At 46.1% G+C, this 19627-nt stretch carries 16 protein-coding genes; 7 read left to right on the top strand and 9 right to left on the bottom strand.

Annotated elements, in window-relative coordinates; all coding sequences use genetic code 11:
• The coding region (locus QUB14_RS26140; RefSeq protein ID WP_333220723.1) for a transposase at window positions 1-1101 on the bottom strand (1101 nt) is incomplete at its 3' end.
• Window positions 1102-1511: 410 nt separating this feature from the next.
• Window positions 1512-2105, bottom strand: a complete 594-nt coding sequence (locus tag QUB14_RS26135; RefSeq protein WP_333220721.1) for a YraN family protein — start codon at window positions 2103-2105, stop codon at window positions 1512-1514.
• Window positions 2106-2119: 14 nt separating this feature from the next.
• On the opposite strand from QUB14_RS26135, the gene QUB14_RS26130 reads away from it, so the two are divergent.
• A complete protein-coding gene (locus tag QUB14_RS26130) occupies window positions 2120-2635 on the top strand; it encodes a pentapeptide repeat-containing protein (RefSeq protein ID WP_333220719.1) in 516 nt (171 codons plus the stop codon).
• A gap of 157 nt (window positions 2636-2792) precedes the next feature.
• On the opposite strand, the gene dnaG is transcribed toward QUB14_RS26130, so the two are convergent.
• Entirely contained in the window at window positions 2793-4811 is a 2019-nt protein-coding gene (gene dnaG, locus QUB14_RS26125) for a DNA primase (RefSeq protein WP_333220717.1), read from the bottom strand.
• A gap of 271 nt (window positions 4812-5082) precedes the next feature.
• Here dnaG and QUB14_RS26120 point away from each other — a divergent pair, with 271 nt between their 5' ends.
• Window positions 5083-6024, top strand: a complete 942-nt coding sequence (locus tag QUB14_RS26120; RefSeq protein ID WP_333220715.1) for an NAD-dependent epimerase/dehydratase family protein — start codon at window positions 5083-5085, stop codon at window positions 6022-6024.
• Window positions 6025-6488: 464 nt separating this feature from the next.
• Window positions 6489-8585, top strand: coding sequence for a tetratricopeptide repeat protein (locus tag QUB14_RS26115; protein ID WP_333220713.1), 2097 nt, complete (start codon window positions 6489-6491; stop codon window positions 8583-8585).
• Window positions 8586-8670: 85 nt separating this feature from the next.
• Here QUB14_RS26115 and QUB14_RS26110 read toward each other — a convergent pair whose 3' ends face one another.
• Both QUB14_RS26110 and QUB14_RS26105 read right to left on the bottom strand, forming a co-directional pair.
• On the bottom strand, window positions 8671-9408 hold the full coding sequence (locus QUB14_RS26110; RefSeq protein WP_333297380.1) for a hypothetical protein: 738 nt from the start codon (window positions 9406-9408) through the stop codon (window positions 8671-8673).
• Window positions 9405-9731: an MgPME-cyclase complex family protein gene (locus QUB14_RS26105; RefSeq protein ID WP_333220709.1), complete on the bottom strand. Its 327-nt coding sequence runs from the start codon at window positions 9729-9731 to the stop codon at window positions 9405-9407. Before QUB14_RS26105 ends, QUB14_RS26110 begins: the two co-directional genes overlap by 4 nt.
• Before the next feature lie 114 nt (window positions 9732-9845).
• Here QUB14_RS26105 and QUB14_RS26100 point away from each other — a divergent pair, with 114 nt between their 5' ends.
• Together QUB14_RS26100 and QUB14_RS26095 are read left to right on the top strand one after the other, a co-directional pair.
• Window positions 9846-10052, top strand: a complete 207-nt coding sequence (locus tag QUB14_RS26100; protein WP_333220707.1) for a hypothetical protein — start codon at window positions 9846-9848, stop codon at window positions 10050-10052.
• Between the two features lie 381 nt (window positions 10053-10433).
• Window positions 10434-11642, top strand: a complete 1209-nt coding sequence (locus tag QUB14_RS26095) for a glycosyltransferase (protein WP_333220705.1) — start codon at window positions 10434-10436, stop codon at window positions 11640-11642.
• A gap of 253 nt (window positions 11643-11895) precedes the next feature.
• Here QUB14_RS26095 and QUB14_RS26090 read toward each other — a convergent pair whose 3' ends face one another.
• The 3 genes from QUB14_RS26090 to QUB14_RS26080 all read right to left on the bottom strand — a co-directional run bounded on the left by QUB14_RS26090 (window position 11896) and on the right by QUB14_RS26080 (window position 15328).
• Window positions 11896-12804, bottom strand: coding sequence for a MoxR family ATPase (locus QUB14_RS26090; RefSeq protein WP_333220703.1), 909 nt, complete (start codon window positions 12802-12804; stop codon window positions 11896-11898).
• A 163-nt stretch (window positions 12805-12967) separates the two neighbouring features.
• Entirely contained in the window at window positions 12968-14182 is a 1215-nt protein-coding gene (locus QUB14_RS26085) for a bifunctional riboflavin kinase/FAD synthetase (protein ID WP_333220701.1), read from the bottom strand.
• A gap of 243 nt (window positions 14183-14425) precedes the next feature.
• The gene (locus QUB14_RS26080) at window positions 14426-15328 is read right to left on the bottom strand and encodes an MBL fold metallo-hydrolase (protein WP_333220700.1); all 903 of its coding nucleotides are present in this window, start codon (window positions 15326-15328) and stop codon (window positions 14426-14428) included.
• Between the two features lie 1119 nt (window positions 15329-16447).
• Between QUB14_RS26080 and QUB14_RS26075 the strand changes: the two genes are divergently transcribed.
• Window positions 16448-17380 carry a hypothetical protein gene (locus tag QUB14_RS26075; RefSeq protein WP_333220698.1) on the top strand — a complete coding sequence of 311 codons (933 nt, stop codon included), beginning with the start codon at window positions 16448-16450 and terminating at the stop codon, window positions 17378-17380.
• On the opposite strand, the gene QUB14_RS26070 is transcribed toward QUB14_RS26075, so the two are convergent.
• The gene (locus QUB14_RS26070) at window positions 17348-17962 is read right to left on the bottom strand and encodes a hypothetical protein (RefSeq protein ID WP_333286542.1); all 615 of its coding nucleotides are present in this window, start codon (window positions 17960-17962) and stop codon (window positions 17348-17350) included. The two genes, QUB14_RS26075 and QUB14_RS26070, sit on opposite strands and share 33 nt — an antisense overlap.
• A gap of 530 nt (window positions 17963-18492) precedes the next feature.
• On the opposite strand from QUB14_RS26070, the gene QUB14_RS26065 reads away from it, so the two are divergent.
• Window positions 18493-19398 carry an alpha/beta hydrolase gene (locus QUB14_RS26065; protein WP_333220694.1) on the top strand — a complete coding sequence of 302 codons (906 nt, stop codon included), beginning with the start codon at window positions 18493-18495 and terminating at the stop codon, window positions 19396-19398.
• The last annotated feature ends 229 nt before the right edge of the window (window positions 19399-19627 follow it).

Raw genomic sequence — 19627 nt, 5'->3', positions numbered from 1 at the left:
TCTAGGGAGTAGGGTTTCATTTTTCTCTTTTTTACCACCTCTACTATTGTACCTAATTGTTAAGCAAAGTGCTGTATCGACAAACGAAGCTTTAGAAGAATATGATTCTTCAGTCTCAACAAATTTAATTCCGTACTGCTCACATAACTGAGCGATTCGGTCTTTTAGCCTGCCTGTGGGAATTTGCACAAACTTTTGGTTAGTCTTTTTCCCCATATTGGCAGAGTCTTTCTGTCCCTTGTTCCAACCAAAAACAACTGTACCGATTTGGTTGTTTAAGCAGTGCTGAATTACTTTTCTTGCAGCTTTGTTAACGGCATCTCGCATTTGGCGATTACGTTTTTCAGTCAAGCTTGCAAGCCGTTTAGACCAGTAGCCGTTAGCTTTCCCTGACCTTAGAGAAGCAACCCGTTTATTGTATCCCTGATTGATGGATTTAAGGTGCTTGCCATCAACAATAAAGCTAGTGCCTGTATTACTTATGCAGGTTAGCCAGTTATCTATTCCGTGGTCAACAGACAGGCACTTAGCCGGGTCTACATTTGCTTGGACATCCTCTGTTTTGTAAACCAATTCCAAGTAGAAGCAGCCGTTACGAGGAAGAATTCGATACTCTCTAATTGCCTTAAAATCAAGATTCGAGGGCATTGGCAGGAAAAAAGAATCTAAACCAAACCACGCTTTTACTTTGCTTCCAAGTGGGAATCGAAGCATTCCCTCTTTGAGCTTTACCGACCGTCCTGTGAATGTCACAAGTGCCATTCCGCTTTGACGGTATCCTGGTAGTTTGGGACGTTGCGTAACCATCCCATTCTTAATACCTTTGAGTAGCCCCAAGAAAGATTTAAAAGACTCTGCTACCCCCGTTAGGATTTGCTGAGCTGTATCCGAATAGAACGCTTTGTAGTGTAGATTCTGATTCTCGGTTCCCAAAACCTTGTGTAACTCTGCACGGTTCGGAATTCTGCCAGTTTGGAAATATAACTGACGAGAATAATAAATGCCGCAATTAGATAGCTTTGCCCACTCAGAGCAAAGATATTCAAGAACTGCTTGAGTATCTTTATCCGACTTGATTAAAATTTGTTGGCATCCAAACATTGTTTCATCCTCCTATAATATTGTACAGAAAAACGCCGGATAATCCATGAAAAAACGTCTAGATTTTCGGGTCGAGGAATCTGAGTTTGAGATTCTTGAGCAACACTGCAAGATTGTAGGCAGGACTAAGACTGATGTGCTTAGAGAATTAATTAGAAGCCTAAAGAAGAAAAAGCCGTCAAGCGAAGGACGGGGCTTCAACCCTCCGCTACGCTCCGCCCATTTTTTTTGTGATGACAGAACAGGAGAGGGAGAGAAGGGGAAAGCGGGAGAAGATTGAACGCTTTTTTCAGCTCCGTTAAAGCTCAAGAGAAGAGAGAAATGCGCGACTGCCTAGGCAAGTTAACAATTAAAAATTACCTAGTGGCATTGCTTTGAGATTTTACCCTCTAAATTTTAATTATATATTTTTAATTGCTAAAAGCCGAGCGAATGTATTCTTGCAGGGTGAGTCGGTAGTTTCCTGCAACGGCGGATTCAGAGTTCGCTGCTGTTAATGGTGGTAATATTCGCTTAGTGTTTTGTTGTGAAGGTTCGCACATGACTAAAGCGACATCAAAGCGACAATAATTATTGGCTAAATCTGGATGAGTGCTTAAAAATATTTCGGCTGTTTGCCAAAGTTTGGCTTGTTTTGTTGTGGTAACAGCCAACATTCCACCAGCATCCCAATTTCCCCGGCGGCGAGTTTTCACCTCTACAAATGCTAATGTTGGGGATTGGTGATTGGGAAGAACTTGGTTTTTTGGGCTTTCTTCATCTCTTCCGAGTGCGATGATGTCAATCTCTCCCCAGCGACAGTGCCACTGCCGGTGCAGGATTTCCCAACCTTGCTGCTGCAACCAGTCGGCGACTAAGTTTTCTCCCAATGTGCCGATATCCCTAGAGTTTGGGGATTGGGGGGAATTGGAGTCAGCCGTCGCTAACGGGCGATTCCCTACGGTATAGCTACGCTTGACGCTCTTTCTGGTAGAATTCAATTCTGAACTGTCACGACTGCCCATTAGCTTGAACTTGTATGATGATTTCTCGAATTCGCCAACATATTTATACTTTCTTGCTGAGTTTTGTTATTTTAGCAGTAATTGCCGCTGGGGCGATAGCTATTAATCCCGCACCTGCTTTCGCTTTGGATCACGATAAAGAAATCCTAGTCGGCGCTGATTTTACTGGGCAAGTTCTGACTGACGACAGCTTTAATAAAGCCAATCTTCGCAACAGCAATTTTACTAATGCAGATTTGCGGGGCGTCAGCTTTTTTGCTGCCAATATGGAAGAAGCAAATTTAGAAGGGGCGAATTTCACGGGTGCAACTTTAGATTTAGCTCGCATGATGAAAGCAAATTTAACTAATGCTATCCTTGAGGGTGCTTTCGCTTACAATACCAGGCTGGAAGGAGCTATTATTGACGGTGCTGATTTTACAGAGACACTGCTGCGAGACGATATGATAGAAAAACTTTGTAAAGTGGCAAAAGGTACTAATCCGGTGACGGGTAGAGATACTCGCGAAACTCTTTTTTGCGATTATTAAAAGGCTCGTTGAATAAAGGAAGAAAGTCCTTAGTACAAACAAGCTTGTACTAAGGACTTTCTTACTTATCTCAGTTAAAACAATGTAACCGCAGGCAAGCTTCCAACATCTATCGAACGAGTCATCCCCAATCTAAAATCTAAAATCTAAAAGGGTATTAGCCCCAAGGTACGGATGTTAAATCGTAAAAATTAACTTGACGCAGCCGCTCTAATTCCTTGAGCCATTCTTGTTCGGCACAGAAGAGTTGGTGATATTCTATAGCCTCTTCGCCACTGCTAGCTGCCTTGGCTTTTTCCCACATATTGAGTGCAATTCGGCGGCGCTTCATGCTGATAATTTGCTCGATACAGGCGAGGGCAGATCTAATGACTAGAGGTGCGCGATAAACGTTTCTTTCTGAGAACTCATTTAAGTGAAATAAATGCGAGATTTGATTTAGTTGATTTGGATATTCAATGAAGCTATCTTGCAATTTCAATATTAACTCTGAAGGCGCTACTTGTAAAGACATTTTGTGCAATATTTCTGCATTCACAATCTGATGCCACAAAAATCTGTGGTGAGAAAGGCTAAACTGCACGTCTCTAGCTTCTATTGCTTCTCTGACATCTTGGCGGTATTCAGGACAGTGCAAATAAATCTGCAATAATTGCGCTTCTGCTTCTTCTAAAAGACTGCGGGCTACGGCAGATATGCTTGAGCTTGAGCTTTTATTTTCGCCGCTTGTACGCTGCTTTTTATATTGTTTGTTCGGCTTCAGCTTGTTTCTAATTAACAGGGGCATTGTCAAAGATTCGTCTTGACTCTGCTGCTTCGCCCAATCGCTGACTACTTGATTGAGCAAGTTTTCAGCGATCATTTTTGTGAGTCTAAAATCTCCTTTACTGAGAATCTCGGCGCTTTTTTGCAGGTAATGTGCTAGCTGATTGTCGTCAGTGATATTGGTTAATAAATTAATGATTTTTTTGGTGACTTGCTGGGAAGTATCGGCTTGCTTCAAATCTTGATTGACGAGCATTTGTTGCAGTTGCCAGTCGATCCACAACGGAGCATTTTCGAGCAATTCTCGATATTGTTCTGGGGAGTACGTTTTGAGGTATTCGTCGGCATCTTTGCCGTCGGGAATGTTGAGAACCCGCAGTTGCACTTCTCCTTGATAAGCGAGTTTTTCTATTTCTCCAATCGCGCGTTCTGCTGCTTGAGTTCCTGCTTTGTCGGCGTCGAAGTTGAGGATAATTTGTTTGGAGTCAGTGTAGCGCAATAACTGGCGCACTTGGTTTAAACTTAAGGCTGTGCCCAGGGAAGCGACGGCGTTGGAGATGCCGGCGGCCTGAAGTGCGATCGCATCAAAGTACCCCTCTACAACCACTGCGCGATCGGCTTTGCTAATGGCTGTTTTCGCCGTATCTAAGGCGAATAAAGTTTTGCCTTTGTCGAAGAGTTCTGTTTCGGGAGAATTGAGGTATTTCGGCTGTTCGTCACCGAGAGATCGGCCGCCGAAACCGATGACTCTGCCTTGGGTGTCGCGAATGGGAATCATAATACGATTGCGGAAGCGATCGTAATAGCCGCTGCCGCCATTTTTTCGGGGTACAATTAATCCAGCTTGTTCTACTAATTGCGCCGGATAGTTTTTCTGTTCTACTAAATAACTGTAAAGTGCTTCCCAACCTTTGGGTGCATAACCTAATTGAAATTGTTGAATAGTTTCTTCGCTTAGCTGTCGCTCTGATTTGAGATATGCTAAGGGTTCTTCTCCTTGGGTTTGTCGCAAAGCGTGTTCGTAAAAGTTGGCTGTTAGTGCTGAGATTTCATAGAGTTGTTCCCGCAGAGAAATTTGCCGCTGCAATTCTTGTCGGTGTTCTGGTTCGACTGTTTTGACCGGGACTTGATAATTTTTAGCTAATTCTAATACTACTTCGCTGAAAGGGCGTTTCTCCAATTCCATGAGAAACTTAAAAGCATTGCCGCCTGCACCGCAGCCGAAACAATAATACATTTGTTTGCCGGGACTGACGGTAAAGCTGGGAGATTTTTCATCGTGAAAAGGACACAAACCTACAAATTCTTTGCCGCGTTTCCGCAACACGACGCGACCGGAAATAACGTCTACTATGTCGGCTCTTTGTTTGACTTCTTCGATTGTTTCTGGATGCAGCCGGGGAACTTGCATAGGGCTATTTTAGGCAAATTGAAAGTATTGGAGAAGGAAAGCACTACACGGATGAGGACACGGATACACGGATGAATTATCTACTCGGAGTGATTTCTCATGAGATTCAAAATCCCAGCCTCCTTAAAAAGGTGAAATAATCAGTGTCAAAGTCAACCCCTACTCCCCTTTTTAAGGGGGATTTAGGGGGATCTCCGGGGATATAAAACACGCCCTAGGGCATAAATTTATTGTAAGATATTTACACTAACTGTAAGGAGCATCGAAAATAATGCGAATTTTAATGATGGGCGGTACTCGGTTTATTGGGGTTTATCTTACTAAGATTTTAGCAGCACAAGGGCATGAAGTGGTGTTGTTTAACCGGGGCAACAAGCCTGTACCGGTTTCGGGCGTGAAACAGATTCAGGGCGATCGCACAAATGTCGAACAACTAAAAGAAAAGTTATCGACGGTCGAGTTTGACGCTGTTTTTGACAACAACGGCCGCGAACTCAGCGATACAAAGCCTTTAGCTGAAATATTCAAAGGGCGGGTGCAGCACTTTGTTTACATGAGCTCTGCGGGGGTTTATTTAAAGTCGGATCAAATGCCTCATATTGAAGGGGACGCTACTGATCCTAAAAGCCGGCATTTGGGTAAATGCGAAACCGAAAATTACTTGGCCGAGTCCGGTTTGCCTTGGACTTCGATTCGCCCGACTTACATTTACGGCCCCCAAAATTATAACGATTTAGAGGCTTGGTTTTTCGATCGCATTGTGCGCGAGCGACCGATTCCGATTCCCGGTAACGGAATGCACTTCACGCAGTTGGGGCACTGTCAGGATTTGGCTAAAGCAATGGCGGCGGTTTTGGGCAACTCTAGGGCGATCGGGCAAATTTACAACGTTTCGGGCGATCGATTTGTCACCTTTGACGGTTTAGCCCGCGCCTGCATTCAAGCCGCAGGCAAATCCCCTAATGCTATTAAGATTGTACACTACGATCCGAAACAATTTGACTTCGGCAAAAAGAAAGCTTTTCCGATGCGAGTGCAGCACTTTTTTGCTTCAGTTAATAAAGCTGTCACCGATCTTAACTGGCAGCCGGAATTTGACTTACTTTCTGGATTGAAAGATTCTTTTCAGAATGATTATGTAGTTTCGGGACGCGACAAAGCTGAGATAGATTTTTCAGTCGATGATGAAATTTTAAAATCGGTTCAAAGTTAAGTTAGAGTGGGAGCATCCCCATGCCAGCAAAAATCTAGAACCCCACCCTAACCCTCCCCTTACTAAGGGGAGGGAACAAGAAAGAAAGCAAATAGACTGTCACAGTAAAGTTCCCACCGGGCATCTAACATCAAAACCAAAGATAGCTACTTAGAGGTGATAGCAAAAATTCACAAAGGCACGTCTGTAATTAATTATTGAAATCCAACTTCTAAATCGGTAGGTGTTAGACCAGCTAGCCTTTGTACAATAAAGCAACAAATGAGGGAAATAAATTAATGATTGAAGAACTGCACAAGGGATTTCACCCTAAAAGTGATTTTATTGAAATTCAAACTCCCCAGTTGCGGTTCGACCAATTAAAAAATTTAGAGGGGTCATGTTAGAATTTGCAAATGCGGAAGATGTGACAGCTTGGTTGGAAGCTAATTCTCCAAAGGACTAGGAAATATTAGGTGAATTTCATGCTTGGAATAACACTCAGCAATCGCTACAGTATTATCCGTCACTTGGGAGGCGGCGGATTTGCTCAAACTTATTTAGCTGAAGATAAGCAGCTACCAGGCAATCACCTCTGCGTCGTCAAGCAGCTTAAACCTCACGCAACAGATCCCGACACTCTAAAGGTAGCAAGACGTTTATTCGATACCGAAGCACAAGTTTTGTACAAATTGGGAAATCACGATCGCATTCCCCGACTTTTTGCTTACTTTGAAGAAAATCAAGAGTTTTATCTAGTTCAAGAATTTATAGAAGGCCACGATTTAGGTCAAGAAATTACGCCCGCTTCCCCGGGAAATGCGGGAGTCATGCAGGAAGATCAAGTCATTTGTATATTGCAAGAAATTCTCGAAATTTTAGACTTTGTACACCAGCAAAATGTGATTCACCGCGATGTCAATCCCCGCAATATCCTCCGCAGAGATAGAGACGGAAAATTAGTTTTAATTGACTTCGGCGCAGTCAAAGAAATTACTACTCAAATCACCACTCCTCAGCCCAGAAATAGCTTGAGTGTGAGCATCGGTACTCCCGGTTATATGCCCAGCGAACAAGCTCACGGCAACCCGAAACTCAGCAGCGATATCTATGCCGTCGGTGCGATCGCAATTCAGTTCCTCACGGGCATAAATCCTCACCAAATGCCAAAAAACCCCGATACAGAGGAAATTATTTGGCAGGACAAAACATCAGTCAGTCCGGAATTTGCGAAGATTTTAGATAAGATGGTAAAGTACGATTTTCGGCAACGTTATTCTAGTGCCGGCGAAACGCTGCAAGCTATTAAAGAATTGAAAAATTCTTTCAGCGGTACAGTTCCTGTATTGCCTCCGGTTGCTGCTGCGAATAAGCCTGTAAAACCCCGAAAAAAACTGTATTTAAAAATATTGTCGATCGCCAGTTTAATTGGCATCACTATTATAGCATCAATTTATGGTGTAAACACTTTTAATTCTGCCAATGCAACTGACCTGTACAACCGAGGCAATACTCTTTACAATTTAAGTCGATTTGAAGAAGCTCTGGCCGCTTACGAGCGAGCAATAAATCTCAGGCCGGACTACGCGGAAGTTTGGCAGGAAAAGGCCAAAACTTTATATAAATTGAAAAAATACCAAGAATCGCAGGCAGCTTATGATAAAGCCATAGAATTAAAGCCGGAATACTTGGAAGCTTGGACGGGACGCGGTTATGCTTTGGAGAAGTTGCAACAGTCTCAAGAGGCGATCGCATCTTTTGATAACGCTTTGAAAATCCAGCCCGACTATGCCGCAGCGTGGGAAGGTAGAGGCGATGTTCTATTAGATTCGCAGCGGTACGAAGAAGCGATCGCCTCCTACGAAAAAGCGGTACAATTTCAGCCCAATTTGTACGGTGCTTGGTACAATCGGGGACAAGCTTACCAAAAATTAAAACAGTACGATCGAGCCGTCGAATCCTATCAAAAAGCAGTTGAAATCAAATTCGACAATTATGAAGCTTGGTACAATTTAGGCAATGTTTTCCTAGAAGTGAACAAAAATCAAGAAGCTTTTGAAGCCTACGAAAAAGCCGTGCGGTTTCAGCCAAAATTTTATCAAGCCTGGTACAGTAAAGGCATCGCTTTGCTGAAAATGCGGAGGCATGAAGAAGCGGTAGAAGCTTACGAAAAAGCTGTTAAATTAAAACCGGATTATTATCAAGCGTGGTACAATTTAGGTTGGTCATATCACGAATTACGCAAGTACGAACAAGCAATTGAGTGTTACAACAGAGCCTTAGACTTAAACCCGAAAGAATATCAAGCGTGGTACAATAGAGGCAATGCCCAGTACAATTTGAAACGGTATGAAGATGCGATCGTCTCTTACAATGAAGCCGTTTATGTCAAGCAAGATTACTCCGAAGCCTGGTATAGTCGCGGCAATGCACTTGTGGCGGTAAAAAGATACGAAGATGCGAGATCCTCCTATGACAAAGCAATTCGCTACAAACCAGATTACGGAGCGGCAATGGAAGCAAAAAAGCGGGCAGAAAGTCAGCTAGGAAGCAGCCCGCTAGAATCCCAACCACAACAATAATTGTTATTAGTCCCCCTCTGCTAGGACGAGGGGCAAGTGTAGTAGCGATTTCAAGAGCCGAATGATCGTGGGGGTAGGTTATCTTTTAGCGAACAGCGGGAGCAATTACGGTAACTCGGCGACTGTCTACTAACATCGGCCAAAAACCTCGATCGCTCAATGTTTTTACAGCAGCAGTAGCGGCGTTTTGATCCGTTGTATAAGCGACGAATAAAAAGGGACGCTGGCCGTAGGAAGCTAAGCCTACTTGCGTGCCTAATGCTTCCCTGACTTGGGCGGCTAATTCCGGTTGGTTGAAGTAATCTACTAACACTGCATAACCAGGGCCCAGGGGTTGGGGATTGAAGGCAAGATTGCCGCTGGGAGAATTGGTGATTGGTTCAGAATCCGGCGCTGGCTGAGGGTTGTAGACTGGCAAATTTTGGGGTAGCGCCGCTGCGGGCGATCGTACTACGTAAGCTTGCAATCCGACAACATCTTCGATGTATTTAACCCAATCGCTGGCGATTTGCGAGTCGCGAAAGCCACCAACTCGCGTCACCGTGTCATTGATGTACCGACAAACTGTGTTGTTAGTATTTCCGGGGAAAGAGCGTTTTGCTCTTTCTTGCTGTTCGGGTGTTGGGGTGACAATTAACAGTAGATATTCATCGGACTGGGGCGGTTGGCAGCTCGACTGAGCTTTAACAGAACTCGATAAAATTGTCAATACCAAAAGGGCGATCGAAGTAGCAGAAAATAGGGGGATAGACAAAATATATTTGTACAATTTACCCCTAATTGTTGTTAGTTTTTTTGTCGAATATTTGGCTACTTTTTTCATGCGGGCTGTAGGGATGCGAGGGCATCGGGAATAGTTGGTGATGGTGCTTGAAATTCACCTGTCAGTACATATTCTAATCGCAGTTTCAACCAGGTGATGAAGACAGGATCGGTAGAAATAATAGCGGCGGCTGGCTGAGGGCATTTTGCTTTAACTTCTGCCATTGTCGGTGCTTCTAGGAAAGCCGGCTGTTTGACCAACCAGAAGTCTATTTGTTTTTCTTGTTCGTTGTAGTTGCGAGTTCTTTCTTTAAACACTTCATCTAGGGCTTCTTCTTCTAGCAAAAAGCGTTGGCTGGCTAAAACGTAGTAGTAGATTTGCATTTTTCTCGGTTGTTAGGGGTTGACGGTTAGCGGTTAATGCCGCCTGTACCGGCCAGTTTTGCTGGTCAGGGGCGGGTTTGCCTAGTTGCGGTCGTTGGAGAGTTCTAGACTCTTGTGCCGTTTACTTTACCTTATTTGCTGTCATCTTGGGTAGATGCAGAGCAAGTCGCCTCAGAAAAATCTTTGGTGGTGAGAGTTGGGGGAGTTGTGAGAGTTGCGAGAGTTGCGGCTTGTTTGGGGATTTGGGCGATTATTTTTCGGGCTGCTGATTTTCGGGAAAATTTAGGTGACAATAGGAAATTAGATGGAATTGCAGGTTGAATAATTACCAATTATTGAGGCAATCTGGGGCTGTTAAACCGGATTGAGAGTGATTGGCAGATGAAAACACTTCGGACAGTTTTTGATTGGGAACCCTAAAAAAAGGCTTTCATGGTGATCAATGTGCTCGCGGGAAAATCAGGGGTTTGTGGCTACTACCTAAAAACTGTCCTAACTATTGTATTAAAAATGTAAAATGTGTGGATTGATTTCCTCTCGCCGGAATAGCCATCGCCCCGCTGGCACTTCCCCCATCCACCAAAAGCGATCGCCCTCCGCCCCTGCTCAAATAAGCTCAACAAATCAGCTAAATTTGTTGCCCACGTATTGCAGCCAAAGGCTAAACTAATCTAAGTTTTACCATAAAATTTTCTCCCCTTCATGAACATCGCTTATTTAGTCAACCAATATCCCAAAGTCAGCCACAGCTTTGTCCGCAGAGAAGTGCTAGCCGTTGAAAATTGCGGCATGAAAGTCGCACGTTATTCCATCCGATCCTGCGAGTCTGAACTCGTTGATGGGGCCGACAAACTAGAGCAAGAAGTGACTAAAGTAATCTTAGGAGTTGGTGTACAGGGGTTAGCGTGGGGTTTGCTGCGCGTTGCCGCAACTAGACCAATTCGATTCATCGAAGCTGTGCGGTTAATGTTCAAAGTTGGCTGGCACTCGGAACGGGGGATTTTGCTGCATCTAGCTTATTTAGCAGAAGCTTGCATTATTTTAAATTGGTTTGCAGAATCCGGTACAGCACACGTTCACGCTCACTTCGGGACAAATTCCACAACAGTCGCAATGCTGTGCCGCGTGCTTGGCGGCCCGAGTTACAGTTTTACCGTTCACGGCCCTGAAGAATTTGATAAAGCAACACTTCTTTCCTTAGACGAAAAAATTAAGCGATCGACCTTTGTAGCCGCAGTTAGTTCCTTCGGTAAAAGTCAGCTTTTTCGGTGGTGCGATCGCACTTTTTGGTCAAAAATTCACGTCATACACTGCGGCGTAGATGCTGCATTTTTAGCTGCACCTTACGTCCCCATACCCGCAGCACCCCGCTTAGCTTGTATTGGGCGGCTCAGCGAACAAAAAGGTCATTTGTTATTGCTAGAAGCTGCTAACTTGCTAGCAGTTCAAGGCTTAGAGTTTAAGTTGGTACTGGTAGGAGACGGGCCACTGCGATCGGATATTGAAAAGCAGATTCTGCAACTCGGCCTGCAAAATCATATAGAAATTACCGGCTGGGCCAGTGGCGATCGAGTTCAGCAAGAGATTTTAGCTTCACGGGCAATGGTATTGCCGAGTTTTGCTGAAGGTTTGCCCGTTGTAATTATGGAAGCCCTCGCTCTCAATCGGCCCGTAATTAGCACTTATGTTGCTGGCATCCCCGAGCTCGTAGAACCCGGTGTTTGCGGTTGGTTAGTTCCTCCCGGTTCCGCAGAAGCATTAGCCGTAGCGATGCGCGCGGTATTGGAAGCACCTTTAGAAAAGCTAGAACAAATGGGGAAAACAGGAGCCGAGAGAGTTGCTCAACAACACAATGTTGATTTAGAGGCCAAAAAATTAGTCGCGCTGTTTGAGAGTGCTATTAAGCCGTGATTAAAAAAGTAGTAAGGCAATGCTGTTTCCCTACCCCAAAATAATCATTAGACCCCCTCGGATGTAACTCTCGCCCTATTAATGGTAGGGAAACGGCAGTGCCGTTTCCTGACTGTGGGTAATATTAATTCCGATGCCACCGGATTTGATATAACAAGGGCGAGCATGATGCCTATCCCATAATAAAATTCATTCTTTGTGGAACAGGCATCTTGCCTGTTTGTTTAATTAAAACGACCTACTTACAAACTTTTTAAGGAATAGGAACAGAGCGCAATAATCGATCGACAATTGCCTTAGCCCTCCTTCCCCCCGCCGGAATCAAACGGTGAGACAGTACGTGCGGCGCCACATACTTAACATCATCATCAGTAGCAAAATCCCGGCCCTCCATAAATGCCAAAGCCTGGGACGCCCGGTGCAAAGCCACCGCACCCCGGGGACTCACCCCCAGAGTAATCTCCTCATCTTCCCGCGTCGATCGCACCAAATCTACCATATACTGTTTCAACGATCCTTCCACCTTCACAGCAGCGCACAACCGACGCAATTCCTGCACTTCTTCCAAAGAAATACAAGGCTGCAAATCTTCAACAGCAAAAGTATCAGAAAGCCGTTCCAACATTTGCAACTCTTCCAACGCAGCGGGATAGCCCAAAGTCAAAGACAAAGTAAACCGATCCATCTGCGCTTCCGGTAGCGGAAAAGTGCCTTGATATTCGATCGGGTTCTGAGTCGCAATCACAAAAAACGGCGTCGGAACCTTTCGAGAAACTCCATCTACTGTCACCTGCTTTTCTTCCATCACTTCCAGCAAAGCTGACTGAGTTCGCGGCGTCGCCCGGTTGATTTCATCGGCAAGCAAAACATTAGCAAAAACTGGCCCGGGCAAAAACTCAAACTCTCCGCTGCGCGGATTCCAAATATTAGTACCGGTGATATCCGTCGGTAACAAATCGGGAGTGCACTGAATCCGCTGAAACTTCCCATCGATCGATCGCGCCAAAGACTTCGCCAGCAGCGTTTTTCCCACACCTGGCACGTCTTCCAGCAGCGCGTGTCCCCCCGAAAGCACGGCTACCAGCACCAAGCGAATAGCATCCGCTTTGCCGACCATAGTTTTCCCTAGATTTTGTTTGAGCCGTTCAATATGTTGTCTCATATCCCTGATTGCTAATTGTTAATTGCTAATTGTGGATCAAACATCAAATTGCCAAAATCTTGAGTCTTTGCCTTGCGGACTGCGGATTTGTACAACTAGAATTTAGTCTGACTCATCTTGCACCATTTTTAAAACCGATCGCCCGTTTTAGATCACATAATTATTAGACTTTAGCAGTTAATACGCTTCTAGCAATATCGCAATCTGCCTGAATTTGAGTTTTGAGAGCATCCAGAGAAGCGAATTTTTGTTCGGGTCGCAAAAACTCTACCAAACTCGCGCTCAAGGTTTGACCGTACAAATCCCCAGACCAATCTAACAGGTGAACTTCCACAGTGGGTTGCAACCCGTCTACCGTCGGGCGGCAGCCAACATTCATCACCCCATTGACAAAAGATAAATTTGATGCTGCGCCGGGAATTAGAGATTTGGGATTTTCCCGCTGATAGGAAGAACTTTCCTCTTTCATCTTTTCCCATCCATGCTTCAGCGAGACTCGCACCGCGTAAACGCCAAAACGTGGCAAAAATTTTTCCGGCGGCAGTTCGATATTAGCAGTAGGAAATCCGATCGTCCTGCCCAGCCGCTGTCCGCCAACCACAGTCCCGACTAAACTGTAAGGTCGCCCCAGCAACTGATTCGCTCTTGTGAGGTCGCCGGAGGCCAGACCTTCGCGGATTGCAGAACTGCTGATCCGATCGCCCTCACCGCAATTGTGCAGGGGTACAAGAGCAACATCAATACCGTAACCCGAGGCGATCGACTGTAAATCCACAGCCGTTCCAGCGCGTCCCCGTCCAAACCGAAAATCAACCCCCACACTAATTCGACTCGCTTTTAGTTGCCGCACCAAAATTTTCTCGACAAACTCACAAGCAGTCAAAGCCGCCAATTCTCGATCGAACGGCAGCAGCACAAGTTGCTCGACGCCCATTGCTTCGAGCAATTCTACCTTTTCTGCCAGAGGCGTCAGCAGTTTTTTCTGTTGACCCGTAAAGAATTCTTGCGGGTGAGGATCGAATGTCACCACAGTGCCGTAAAGCCGATCGACCCCATCAGAATCGATCCCAGAGAAGCTGTTGCCCTCTGCCTTGGGGCCTATCAAACCATCGAAATTATGGCTGCTGCCAGCTCGATCGGGCGGTGCTGCTGAGTCGTTGTAGCAGGTCGCCGGAGGTTCGCTTTCCAAATTTTCATCTCTGCCAGCGTTGGAGCGCAAGTTTGGCCCCGACGCAAGAATCGTCGCAGAATTTTGCTCAGGCGATCGATTTAAAATTGGCTGCACGACTTGTCGATGCCCTAGGTGCAAACCATCAAAGTTTCCCAAGGCAACAGAAGTAGGAGTCAGAGCAGCGGTACAAGAAGAAGTTACCCACACGCTTAAAATTTTGACATACTTAGCCAGATTGCGATCGCCAGTCGATGTTAGATTTTAGATTTTAGATTTTAGAATTGACTCCCCAGAAAAATCTGCAAGCTTGAACTAGGGTCTAAACTTTTTGGTTTTCCACGACAGGAGTACGTGGCACGGTATCCGTCCTTGAGTGAGGTCAGCCCTCGCTTAAATTTCAGATTTCACAGATCATCGAGATTTCAGAACCATCTGACAAGCTCAAATCCCTCAGACAGAAACTTGAGGCGCTTGCACCGACGCTTCAGACAAATCGTTATCAGGAGGCAGCAATTGTAACGACAAACCTTCCCGCGCCATCAAACTATTCGGGAACCTTTGAGCCACTTGTTCTCCCACCCTGTCTAAAAACTCGTCATTGTGCAGCGGATCGTGGTGAAAAATCACCAACTTTTTGACATTAGCAGCCTTTGCCACCTTCACCGCTTCCTGCCAAGTCGAATGTCCCCAGCCGACCTTGCTGCTCTTCTCCGCATAATACTCCTCATCGGTATAAGTAGCGTCGTAGATCAGCACGTCCGCATCCTGAGCCAAATACACCACATTTTCGTCTAAACGATCGGGAAAATGTTCGGTATCAGTCACGTAAGCAGCCGAATACCCCCGCCAGTTTACGCGGTAGCCTATAGCTTCCCCGGGATGGTTCAACAAAGCAGTTTCCACCTTAATATCTCCGAGTTCCAGCGGTTGGCCCACTTCTATATCGTTAAATTTCAGGTCTGCCCCCATAATTTGCAGGGGCACCGGAAAATTGGGGTGCAGCATCTGGTCGTGGAGGCGCTGCTGGATAGTAGCCTTATTAGGAGCAATAGCCCCATAGATGTGAAAACAATTGCCCGGAATAAAAGCTGGGACAAAAAATGGGAATCCTTGAATGTGATCCCAGTGAGAGTGAGTAAAAAACATATGAGCTTTTACGGGCATCTGGGAAAGGAGAGTTTGTCCCAAAACCCGCAATCCAGTACCACCATCGAAAATTAGGCGACTGTCACCCACTCGCATTTCTACACAGGGCGTGTTGCCCCCGTAACGTACTGTTTCTGCCCCGGGAGACGCTATGCTACCTCTAACGCCCCAGAAGTGAACCGTGAATTGGTTTTGCATACTAGACATGGGTTTTCTTGCAAGATTGTTCCGGCGAGTTATCGGTAAGGTGTTTACATATTAGTCAGGGCTTTACCATCAAACCCAAGTTCTTTGACGGTCGAGTTCCCCACTTGTTGGAAGTGCCCAGAGTCTCGCTCATCGCGAGAATGCAAAACTGTTGGGCTTGACAACTGAGCAATAAATTACGAGGTAGACTCGTCAAGTCTCGATCGTAACTATTCTTTTCCTCTCTCCACTAGCCTAACCTTCGCAGACACACTTTGGGGCCGCAGTTCTGTATGAGTTTGGTCAAAAGCCGCTGTTTTTCCAGCCTCCGCACTTGCCGAACACGATCGCGCGGTCGGTTGCTTGCCTTGCTGCTTTAAGGGTTTGAACCCGGATGAGGGCATTCCTGCTATCTAGTCGGGTTGAGGGACCATAATATGCAGGTGGCGGGGCTGTTTTACCCGGATATCTGGTCGATCTTGCCGATCGGGCGTAAAGGCGCCTCTATCTACAAGAATGACGGTTAATTTAGCCGACTTGAGATGCTCCCGCCATTTAACCCCTGCCCATGAGCATCAGGGAATCCTTTTTACCAAAACCCGGTTGAATTAACTCAACTCCCATTAATTCAAAAATCTTAGCAGTTTAAGAAGGCTTCTGCTATTAATTATCAACCAATACTGTCTGGATTCTCGGCCCGCCCAGAGGCTGCGGTTCGTCCCGCTAGCGGTCAAGCTGAACCCAGCCTCATCTGACACCCGGGTAGCAGCGAGAGTCCGGGCCAGGGGGCAAAAGGCTAAATTTTCGTCGTGCATTTCTTGGCGGACGAACTGAATTACTCAAAATTCCCCTATTTTCTGAAGTTAAAAAATTTCGATTTTTTGCCATCATGCCAACTGCGATCGACATTCTGTCTCAAGAGTGATGCAAAAATATTTGCTGTTAACCTGTCGTGCTTTTCTCAAAAATTTTCAATAGCCCTATTTTTGGTAATGATTTCTCGGAATTCGGAGGCGTTGCGGTACTCGCCACGGGTTTGAATTTCGGGTATCATAGAGTCTTAGACTCTTGTTGGCCGAGAATCTAAATCAGTGCTAAAAACGCCTGGATAAATTTAAGTTATTTTTCAAAAAAGTCAGTATGAATCAAGTTAAAAAAACTACCACCAAGCTGAATCGATCGCCTGTGAAAGTGTCCGATCGCACTTTGGAACTCGGTAATCTCCCCTTGAGCGACGTGTCTTTAGAAATAACTGATAGTCAAGCTTTGAGGGATTTTAGTTCGGACGATCGCTCGCCGGGAACCCCAACAGCCACAGGCCGGACTGCCGAAACAATGCGCCCGAGGGCAGATGGCAAGAGCGAGTGGGCCCGATCGCCTGTGGTTTCTACTGCGCTTCTCAAGTGGCTGCTAGAGAGTTTGACTCGATCGAAAGGTTGGCTGGCAGTTGTCACGCTGGCAGGAGTTTGGGGGTGGTGGAACAGTGAGTTACTGTTTTCCACAGGCCTGGGGATAGCAGCGATGATGCTGGTTTACCGAGGGCAGTCGTGGGACTGGCAATTGCTGCGAGCAAAAGGCGAACAATTTTGGGAGGGCCCGAACCGCCGATTTGTTTTAGCGGTGGGTACGGGCGGCATTGCTACCTTGGGCGCTTACATGAGTTTGGCGATTTGGGCTGACTCCGAGAGCCACTGGATGGCTTTGAACCTGATTTTGCAGAATTTGGGCACGATCGCTATTGCAGGGCTGTTGCTGCGGCAAGGGTTGAGTCTGGGGGCCGCAAAAGATGAAGTGGCGCTCGATCGCATCTTGGCGGATTTGACGGATGCTGACCCCGTGAAGCGTTTGATTGCAGTGCGGCAAATGACCGATTTGGTGAATCGGGGTGGGTTTGGCCCTGTGAGCTCTGTCAAAAGTTCGATCGCCCGTTCCCGCGCTGCCGAGTGCTTTCGCCTGATGCTGAGTCGGGAACCAGAAGCTTTAGTCCGCAATGCCCTTCTCGAAGGTTTGCAGACTTGGGACGCTACTTATGGCTTTGCTCTAAAATCCAAAAATCAAGTCATCGACTACTAGCTGACCGTCAAAAGCGTAAAAAGTAATTCGATGAATATTCGGAGCTTTTACGCGCAGGGGAGCTCTAGGGGCGATCGGAGAATTAGACCCGACTAGATTGGGGGCCGGCATTTCATCCTGAACAATTGCGTTGCCGTCAATGTCACAAGCAGATAAAACAGTTCGTCGCGAACTGGTGACCAGTCCTGACACGCTGCGAACTGGATACTTAAAACTTACTTCTATCAGTCCGCTTTTGGGGGCCCCCATTAACACTGTTGCCGCAGATCCCGTAAAAAATGCTGGGTTTGAAGGTTGGATGGCGACGGCATTGCTAAAAGTCACCCCCCAATGTGCAAACTGGTGTTCTACTACTTCAAAGCATTTCAAGTCTTCTAAAGCTACGCGGACGATCGCCGGTACCGTAGCGCGCGATCGCACCTCTGACCCTGCGCCTGAGCGTTCTGGAATGGCAACAAAAGACTTTTTGCCGTTTAAATCCATGCTTCGACAGGCTGTATCAAATTCTGCAAACCCGTCAGATAGAAGACTTTTCGCATCAACCATAAAACCCTCGCGATCCCGTTTCCTGAGCAGTTGCATTTTTAGTAGACCTCCCTGAGATTAGTTGTTTCTTGTGTTTTGGAATTGATAACGGCGAGGCCCGTGATTGCCAAACCTGCAATTAGGAATCGAAACCCCATCGCCCGCCCTCCAACAAAGACTTTCGACCTCAAAAGCCACTGCTCCGCAAAATATCGTGATTAATGATTTGTGATTGGCGAGCGTCGGCCAACCTGCCTCCTGCCTGAAAGCGAGTTCTAATACTCCTGCTTTCCGAGCGTCTGCTTTCCGGCTTGGCGAACAGACTCTATTTCGTTGAGGGGTCTTACCCATCATTTTGCTATTATCTCCGATCGGCGGTAGTTTGCAAGGCTAAGGATAACTACACAGGCGAATTGCCCAAATCGCAAAACTTACTTGCTGTCTGTAGTTTCACGCTTCACCTGTACTAAAATAGATTTAAATCATTACTCAATCTTTACAAAAACGCCACCAGCTTTGCAAGTTTTTTAAACAAAGACGGGGCGGCTCAAAAGAATCTAAAATATAACAGCGATTGAGGTTAATTTATGCTTGTGCCCCTCGGCTTCGGTCAGCGCTCAATAGTTACTTCTCTCGGCAGAATGGTTTACTACACTGCTGAAAAAATGCCTTGGATGGGGTTGCCGACCTCAACTTCGGAAAATCAACCAAACTTAGTATTTTTTCACGGTTTTGGTGGCGGGTCGAGTGCCTACGAATGGTCGAAAGTTTATCCGGCTTTTGCGGCAGAATACCGAATTTTAGCACCTGATTTAATCGGTTGGGGGCGATCGGAACATCCGGCGAGAAATTATCAGGTAGAAGATTATATCACAATTCTGATTGAATTTCTAGAAAAAACTTGCGGCAGTCCGACAGATGTGGTTGCTTCTTCGCTGACAGGGGCGATCGCGATTCGAGCTGCGATCGCACGGCCGGATCTCTTTAAATCCCTGATTTTGACCATACCCAGCGGTTTGTCGGACTTCGGACAAGATTACGGCACCAGTTTCTTCGCTAAGCTAGTGGGTACGCCGATTTTAGACAAATTGCTCTACAGTACCGGCATCGCCACAGACGGCGGCATCCGTAACTTCCTAGAACAGCGCCAATTTGCCGATTCCCGCCGCGTTTATCAAGAAATTGTTGATGCTTACCTCGCATCTGCTTTGGAACCAAATGCAGAATATGCCGCCCTCTCTTTTGTGCGGGGAGATTTGTGCTTTGATTTGTCGCTGTACATCACTCAGCTAACAACGCCGACAGCGATTATTTGGGGAGAAAAATCGCAGTTTACCGGGCCCGATATCGGCCAGCGGTTGGCAAACCTCAACCCCGAAGCAATCAAAGTTTTTCAACCTCTGGAAAACGTAGGTTTGACTCCGCAGTTAGAAATTCCCGCTGTTACGATTGGCTTAATTCGGCAATACTTAAAATTGCTTTCCGAAGGGTGAAGAAGTTCGGCAACGGATTTTTTAACGGATGCAAACCGATGTCACGGATAGAGGTTCCAGGTTCGAGGGAAGAAGGAAGATTAATTCCCCACTACCCATAGATGTCAACTTAATCCTAAAGACCGCTGTATCTCTCGTTTATATCCAAGTCTAGATCCCCCTAAATCCCCCTTAATAAGCTATGCCTTACTCACATCTTTCTTAACAAAGGCGCTCCGGCCCCGCCCGG

The sequence above is a fragment of the Microcoleus sp. B3-D2 genome (assembly GCF_036705345.1).
Taxonomy (GTDB): Bacteria; Cyanobacteriota; Cyanobacteriia; order Cyanobacteriales; family Microcoleaceae; genus Microcoleus.
Note: the sequence above shows the minus strand (reverse complement) of the source record. Positions and strands in the feature narration are given on the sequence as shown.